Genomic DNA, 6,548 nt, shown 5'->3' with positions numbered 1-6,548 from the left:
GGGGAGCAGGGGGAGCAGGGGGGGCAGGGGGAGCAGGGGAGGCAGGGGGAGTGAGGGGGTAGCAAAATTTGCTTCATCTTCACTTAACTGCTTGCTTATTATGCCCACTTTTGAGTTACAAGTTATCCCACAGGAGTCATGGTAACTGATAACTGATAACTGATAACTGATTCAATGATGTCTTTCGAGACTTGCTTCGATTGTACTGGTTAAAAAATGACCAGCCATAATACTCCCAACGAGATGATATGTATTATTTGAAACTCGACGCAGTGTCTCAAAACCACTACGACGTTGTTGATCTCCTAGTACCCAGTAATGCTGAATAATAGCTTCTGGACCAACCCAACCCTCACCTTCTACCTGTCCCAGAAGATTATGTTGAAGTAAAAATGAATACTGACGTTCTCCGCGATCTAAGTGTCCTTTGTATTGCAAAGCAATTTCTGCGCGATCGCTGTCTGGAAACATCAGCTTTGTCGCCATAGTAAACCAGTTATCCCGGTTCCAAACAATTAAAGTTATACCCTTAACGCTGATTGGTATAGTATGACGTTCCAACCAGCTTCCTTGTAAAGTCCAACGTCCCGGTTCAAGTAGAAAAGTGTGAGCCACCTAGTATCTTCCTTTAACAAAAAGAATTCAGGAGTCAGGAGCCAGAAGTCAGATACATGATGAATGCTGTATTCTGAATTCTGACTCCTCATTTAAGATCACCCAGATTATGCGGTTTTTCTCCATCAAGTATAGTTCCGTATTTAAGGTGAGTATTGCTACAAAAATCACCTCAAAGCCCGTCGCAGTAAGGCACTGATAATATCTACTACAAAAGTTAAGCCTAGAAAAACTATTAAAGTGGTTAGTAAACCCTTGTAATCAAAGCTGCTGATTTGTTCAGTGAGGAGGCGTCCTAAACCACCAGCTCCTACTAACCCCACAATCACGGTAGCACGGATGCAAACTTCCCAGCGGTAAAGAATGTAAGCTAGGAAACGCCCAATGCTAAGAGGTAAGATACTGTATAAGAAGACTTGAGAAGAACTTGCACCCAAAGCTTTCAAAGAATTTATTGGACGCTCATCCAAATTTTCTATCACTTCAGCCATCAATCGCCCTAAAATACCTAAATTGTGTAAACCGAGAGCGATCGCGCCTGGTAATATCCCAGGAAACAACACAAACAGAAAAATTAACGCCCAAATTGGTTCTGGAATACCACGCATGAAAAGTAGAATGAAACGGGTAACCCAGAATGATATCTTTCTCAGCCCCCCCATATCTTCATCTTTTTTTAAATTTCTTGCTGCTGGAAAAGAAAGCAAAATCCCACCTAAACCAGCAGCAGTGCTTGCCAAAATCGACATAGCCAAGGTTTGCTCACTAAGAGTAAACATTTGACTTAGCTGACTCAGATCCGGCGGAAATGCGTCGTGAATCACTCTAAACAAAAGTTGGATAGTTCGCGGTGACCAAAGTTTTGTAAAATCGGCTTTGATATACCAAAAAGAAAATATTAATAGAACAACACCCCCTATTAAAGAAAGATTCACGACTAAGTCGCGGTGTAGGGGAACTTGTCGCTTAATATTAAGAACATTCAAATCTAACCGACTAGCTAAACCCAAACGCTGGCGCAACAACCCGCTAAAAAAATCAGTCCCACCACTTAACAACAGCAAAGCAAATATCAAAGTCCACATTTGCTCATAATGCAGTGACTGAAGACTAAGAAAAATTTGATAACCTAATCCTCCAGCGCCGATAATACCTAAGACAGCAGCAGAACGAATTGAACACTCGAAGCGATAAAAACCGTAGGAAACTAAATTGGGCAAAGCTTGGGGGATGAGACTATAAGTAAAAGCATTCAAGGGGGAAACCCCGCTATTAAGTAATGCAAGTAAAGGCTGATGAGAAGTTTCGTCCAAGATTTCAGAAAATACCTTAGCAGTGATTGCTCCAAAGGGAATAGCGATCGCCAGCACTGCGACGAGCGGATCAAGTCCAAAAATATTGATGAAAAACAATCCCCAGATAAGTTCATGAATCGCTCTAGGAATTGCTAATATTCCCCTTACCGCCAGCCAATAAACCTGAAAATCCCCAGATAAACTTGATTTCCACCAAACAAAAGAAGATAGAACACCCCCAACTAGCCCAATAACCATACAAAAAAAAGTACCGCACACCCCATAAGCAAGAGTTTTCAGAGTTGCGTCTAAAGTTATTAGCAAAAATTCCGGGCTAAAATCTGGTGAAAATGCAGCAACAAGGAAGCGAAAAACAAGGCTCCAACCACCTGTATTGATTAAATCTCCCTGAAATATATGAGCTACCTTTAATGACCAAACAACAGATACAACAAACAGTAACCCCCATACACTCTTCCAGTTTACAAGTAGTGAAGGCCGTTTAAAAAATTCTCTCATCTCCTCCCCTGCTCCCCCTGCTCCCCCTGCTCCCCCTGCTCCCTACTCCCTCTTATACACCTCCTCAACCATTGAGGATGAAACTTCCTGCGGAGGTGCGTCAAACAAAATGCGTCCTTGTCGTAAACCAATAATGCGCTGGAAATGACTACGAGCATATTCAAAAGCATGAACGCTTGTAATCAAAGTCTTTCCACTTTCTCGGCTCAATCGAGATAACAGATTCATAATTTCTCTACCACGTTCAGGATCAAGGTTAGAGATGGGTTCATCAGCAAGGATAGCGGCGGGATCTTGTACTAAGACACGCGCGATCGCGACTCGTTGTTGTTCTCCACCAGAGAGGTGATCAGTCCGTTCGTACAGCTTTTCTGGAATTCCTACCTGTACCAAAGCCTTGATTGCTGATTCAACCTCCAAGGGATAAACTAGTGAAACAGCAGCTTTCAAAAACGACCAACGTCCTAAATGCCCAGCATTCACATTGTGAATGACTTGTAGGTTGTCTACTAAATGAAATTGCTGATAAATCGTACCAATGTGCCTCTGTACTTGCCGCACTTGTTTAGAACGTAGACGTGCTAAATTACGACCAAGTACCCACACCTCCCCTTCAGTAGGCTGTAGTGTTCTGTTCAGTAAACTAATTAAGGTACTTTTACCCGCACCACTAGAACCAATAAGCGCTACACTTTCTCCGGGATATATTTGTAAGTTGATATTGCTGAGAGACTGGAAACTACCAAATTGTTTTGTAACTTTTTTCAGTTCAAAAATTGGTAAAGGTGTGTTCATTTGATTTTTCCAATTCCTCGACCAATTTCTTCAATTTGGTTGTAGTTCTGATTTTTAGTTGTAATAAATTTCTGTGCTTGAAATAGATCAAGAATTTCTTTTTGTTCTGGTACGTTAGGATTTAGTTTCAAGAACGCATTTTGCACTTTCTTAGTAAAATCTTCACCGTAGCGCTGTTTTACTTGAGGGTTAATAATCCAATGATAATCGTAGAAAGCTGGAGTGCGCCAAATAACCTGCACTTTGTTTAAGTCTACTTCTTTAGCAGAAACACGCTTTAACCAAACTTTTTCGTTAACAGCCCCAACTTCATAAGTTCCTGCTTCTACAAGCTTGATCGTTTTATCATGGTCACCAGAAAAGCCAACTTCACCTTTAAAATCTGTTAATTTTAAGCCAGCTTTCTCTAAGAAATATTGTGGCATTAAACGGCCAGAGGTGGAAGATTCACTACCAAAGGTAAAGGTACGTCCTTTTAGTTGTTTAAGATCAGCAATATCTTTTAATGGTTTTAGATTACTTTTCTTGTTAGCAATAAAGTCGCTGTGAAATTTTTCGTCCACATCGCGCTGTGCGATCGCTTCCGCACCAGGTACTTGTAACCTCGCTTGAACTCCGGTCAATCCCCCAAACCATACTAAGTCTAAGTCTCCAACTTTAAAAGCTGTCACTGCTGCTGTATAATCAGTAACTGGTTTATATTGTACAGGAACACCAAGTTCTTTTTGTAAATAAGCAGCAAGTTTTGTGTATTGACGTTGCAATTTTTCTGGATCTTGATCAGGAATTGCCCCGGTAACTAAAGGTTTTACCTCTTTTGTACTACTCTTGCTGGTGTTTCCAGACATATCAAGCGAGCAGCTAGTCATTGGTAGTAAAAGTAGAAACAACCCGGATACAAAAAGTTTTTTCATTCTCTTATAATTTTTTCACACCATTAAAAGTTATCACTTTTGGATTATAGTAGTTAATTTTTAAGCAACCCTATTGGCAGAGATTCAAGAATTGTCAGTTTGGTAAACATATAGATAAGTAGATCTGCCAGAATTATATCAATTCTGTAAATTTTTGTAAAATAACTTGACACATTTGTAGTTCACCTTTAAAGGGCTAAAGGGTAACTAAGAAGCAATAATGATTTATTTGTTGTGCTGATACCATTTTTCTGTGAAGCTCCATATATCGACCTCCGGCTACGCCGTCCCCCCTTACCAAGGGGGGACTACAGGGGGGTAAAATTATGTGCATCTTTATATTAGATTGGTATGACCTACTTTTCTCATTGTTAGTCATCGACTATAAGACAGATTAGCAGAAGTGAAGCACAAAAATAAAGTGAAAAAGCTAAATAGAAAGCCCTTTCCACATATGACCTTTATCTCTTAAATTCTGCTATAAATTCAGATATAGCAAATTAGAAGTGTGTGGAGTTGATTTTGTCAGATAATTACGATTTTATAAATTAATCAGGTGAAGAATATGAATTTCCCATTCCGGAGCATATTGGATACAACAAATTCTAATCATCAAATCCACACAACTGTCGAACAGCATGACACACAACCGTATACTATATCAACATCTGATTTACTAATTTCTGCATTCCCTATTGGCTTTTTTATAGGTTGGACAGGTTTTTTTATTGTTGTATCTAAAATTAGGAGATCTGTCGTAGATAAAATGATTGTCACGACAAACTCTTTGCAGAAAATGCGTTGCCAGAATTGCCAATTTTATTCAAACAATCGTTATCTTAACTGTGCTGTACAACCTTCGATTGTTCTTACTAAAGATGCAGAAAACTGTCCTGATTACTGTCCTACACATAAAAACTTTCATCATTAAAAACTACTCCCAGGTTGAAATAGGGCGCAGCACATCTGGAATTTGTCCTTGAGACAGGGGGAACTCCAGCAAAGTTTCTTTTAAACTCAAATAGCCAGACTCACTAAACGATAATAACATCCGTGTTAGTGCTAGCCAAACATCCGTTTCGTATTCCCAATCACGATAACGACCAGAGTAACCCGCAATTGAACGCAATGCCCAAAAATAACTATTCCTCACCACAGAACCAGATTTTTTAAACTCTGGAACATCTTCATGGTGGAGAAAAAGGACATCGTTTTCAATTCTGGCTCTCATAGAAGGGATTGGGGATTGGGGATTGGGGATTGGGGATTGGGGATTGGGGATTGGGGATTGGGGATTGGGGCATGGGGCATGGGGAATGGGGCATGGGGCATGGGGCATGGGGCATGGGATATCTACTCGCTCCTTTGCTCCCCTGCTCCTGTGCTCCCGACTCTTTTACTTCCAGCCTTTATCGTTAGCTTGATCTAGTACGTATGCGGCTACATCTTCAATTTGTGCGGGTTTTAAACGCCCTTTGAAGGCAGGCATAGCCTTTTTGCCTTTAGTAACTTGAGCAACAACGGCTTCGAGCGAGTTCATGCCGTATTTTTCCAAGTCAGTTTTTTTCAGGCTTTTGTTTGCTTGAACCAAATTTTTACCACCTAAGTGACATTGAGTACAATTAGCTTTGAAAATGCTTGCTCCCTTAGCAGCATCTCCAGCTATTGCTGGAGTAACGAAGGAAAAAGTGAAAATTGCTATGGCAAGCAATAATACAGAAAGAATCTTTTTCATTAGGTGTTCACTCTCCAAAAAAAGGCATATTCGTTAGAATTCTCGTTTATAATTCTCTGATTCATGCCTTTGATCGTCAAATGACAAGCTGTCAAACTTTATCGTTTGAACCCGCTAGCGCAGTCAGGTTTTCTCCGACGACTCGGCAAATCCGCCAATCGTCTAAAATAGATGCTCCCATGCGACGATAAAATGCTTGTGCTGGTTCGTTCCAATCTAAGACACTCCATTCTAATAGCCCACAATTTCGCTCTACGGCTATCTGCGCTATCTTAGTTAGGAGAGCTTTTCCAATACCCATCTGCCGATATTCTGGCAAAACAAAAATATCTTCTACATAAATTCCTGGTTGTGTTAAATACGTTGAATAATTATGAAAAAATAAGGCAAATCCTACAACCTTGTTAGTGTTTTCTGCTACTATTGCTTCAATGTATTTTGTTGAACCAAATAAATGCTCTCTCAGTGCTAATACATTTCCAGTAACAGTATCCGATAACTTTTCGTATTCTGCTAACGCTTTAATTAAGTCAAAAAGCACGCTGCAATCATCTGGTTGAGCAAAACGTAGAATTAAATCAGAAGACATTGTGATAGCTTGGTGTTTTGAGATCTTACGATTTTACTCCAACATTGACCTGTTTCAAACATCAGCGATATAACCAATGATCGTCT

The 6,548-nt window shown here is 40.2% G+C and carries 8 protein-coding genes; 1 reads left to right on the top strand and 7 read right to left on the bottom strand.

Features of this window, described 5'->3' with window-relative positions; all coding sequences use genetic code 11:
* Positions 1-171: 171 nt before the first annotated feature.
* The 4 genes from G4P69_RS29265 to G4P69_RS29250 form a co-directional block, all read right to left on the bottom strand.
* Positions 172-615, bottom strand: coding sequence for a hypothetical protein (locus G4P69_RS29265; RefSeq protein WP_208352952.1), 444 nt, complete (start codon positions 613-615; stop codon positions 172-174).
* Between the two features lie 167 nt (positions 616-782).
* Positions 783-2,429, bottom strand: a complete 1,647-nt coding sequence (locus tag G4P69_RS29260; RefSeq protein ID WP_208352950.1) for a PhnE/PtxC family ABC transporter permease — start codon at positions 2,427-2,429, stop codon at positions 783-785.
* A 42-nt stretch (positions 2,430-2,471) separates the two neighbouring features.
* Positions 2,472-3,224, bottom strand: a complete 753-nt coding sequence (locus G4P69_RS29255; RefSeq protein ID WP_208352948.1) for a phosphonate ABC transporter ATP-binding protein — start codon at positions 3,222-3,224, stop codon at positions 2,472-2,474.
* Entirely contained in the window at positions 3,221-4,138 is a 918-nt protein-coding gene (locus G4P69_RS29250; RefSeq protein WP_208352945.1) for a putative selenate ABC transporter substrate-binding protein, read from the bottom strand. The genes G4P69_RS29255 and G4P69_RS29250 overlap by 4 nt, the downstream gene beginning before the upstream one ends.
* A gap of 565 nt (positions 4,139-4,703) precedes the next feature.
* Here G4P69_RS29250 and G4P69_RS29245 point away from each other — a divergent pair.
* Positions 4,704-5,069: a hypothetical protein gene (locus tag G4P69_RS29245; protein WP_208352943.1), complete on the top strand. Its 366-nt coding sequence runs from the start codon at positions 4,704-4,706 to the stop codon at positions 5,067-5,069.
* Positions 5,070-5,072: 3 nt separating this feature from the next.
* Here the strand turns inward: G4P69_RS29245 and G4P69_RS29240 are convergent, their stop codons facing one another.
* The 3 genes from G4P69_RS29240 to G4P69_RS29230 form a co-directional block, all read right to left on the bottom strand.
* Positions 5,073-5,369: a hypothetical protein gene (locus G4P69_RS29240; RefSeq protein WP_208346759.1), complete on the bottom strand. Its 297-nt coding sequence runs from the start codon at positions 5,367-5,369 to the stop codon at positions 5,073-5,075.
* Between the two features lie 165 nt (positions 5,370-5,534).
* The gene (gene petJ / locus G4P69_RS29235) at positions 5,535-5,873 is read right to left on the bottom strand and encodes a cytochrome c6 PetJ (protein ID WP_208352940.1); all 339 of its coding nucleotides are present in this window, start codon (positions 5,871-5,873) and stop codon (positions 5,535-5,537) included.
* A gap of 91 nt (positions 5,874-5,964) precedes the next feature.
* The gene (locus G4P69_RS29230; protein WP_208345371.1) at positions 5,965-6,468 is read right to left on the bottom strand and encodes a GNAT family N-acetyltransferase; all 504 of its coding nucleotides are present in this window, start codon (positions 6,466-6,468) and stop codon (positions 5,965-5,967) included.
* Positions 6,469-6,548: the final 80 nt, after the last annotated feature.

It is taken from the genome of Aetokthonos hydrillicola CCALA 1050 (genome assembly GCF_017591665.1).
Classification (GTDB): Bacteria; Cyanobacteriota; Cyanobacteriia; order Cyanobacteriales; family Nostocaceae; genus Aetokthonos; species Aetokthonos hydrillicola.
Note: the sequence above shows the minus strand (reverse complement) of the source record. Positions and strands in the feature narration are given on the sequence as shown.

Bases quoted from the DNA above. Each gene is read 5' to 3' on its own strand.
- G4P69_RS29260 (WP_208352950.1), bottom strand. From the start codon at position 2,429: ATGAGAGAATTTTTTAAACGGCCTTCACTACTTGTAAACTGGAAGAGT.
- G4P69_RS29255 (WP_208352948.1), bottom strand. From the start codon at position 3,224: ATGAACACACCTTTACCAATTTTTGAACTGAAAAAAGTTACAAAACAA.
- G4P69_RS29250 (WP_208352945.1), bottom strand. From the start codon at position 4,138: ATGAAAAAACTTTTTGTATCCGGGTTGTTTCTACTTTTACTACCAATG.
- G4P69_RS29245 (WP_208352943.1), top strand. From the start codon at position 4,704: ATGAATTTCCCATTCCGGAGCATATTGGATACAACAAATTCTAATCAT.
- G4P69_RS29240 (WP_208346759.1), bottom strand. From the start codon at position 5,369: ATGAGAGCCAGAATTGAAAACGATGTCCTTTTTCTCCACCATGAAGAT.
- petJ (WP_208352940.1), bottom strand. From the start codon at position 5,873: ATGAAAAAGATTCTTTCTGTATTATTGCTTGCCATAGCAATTTTCACT.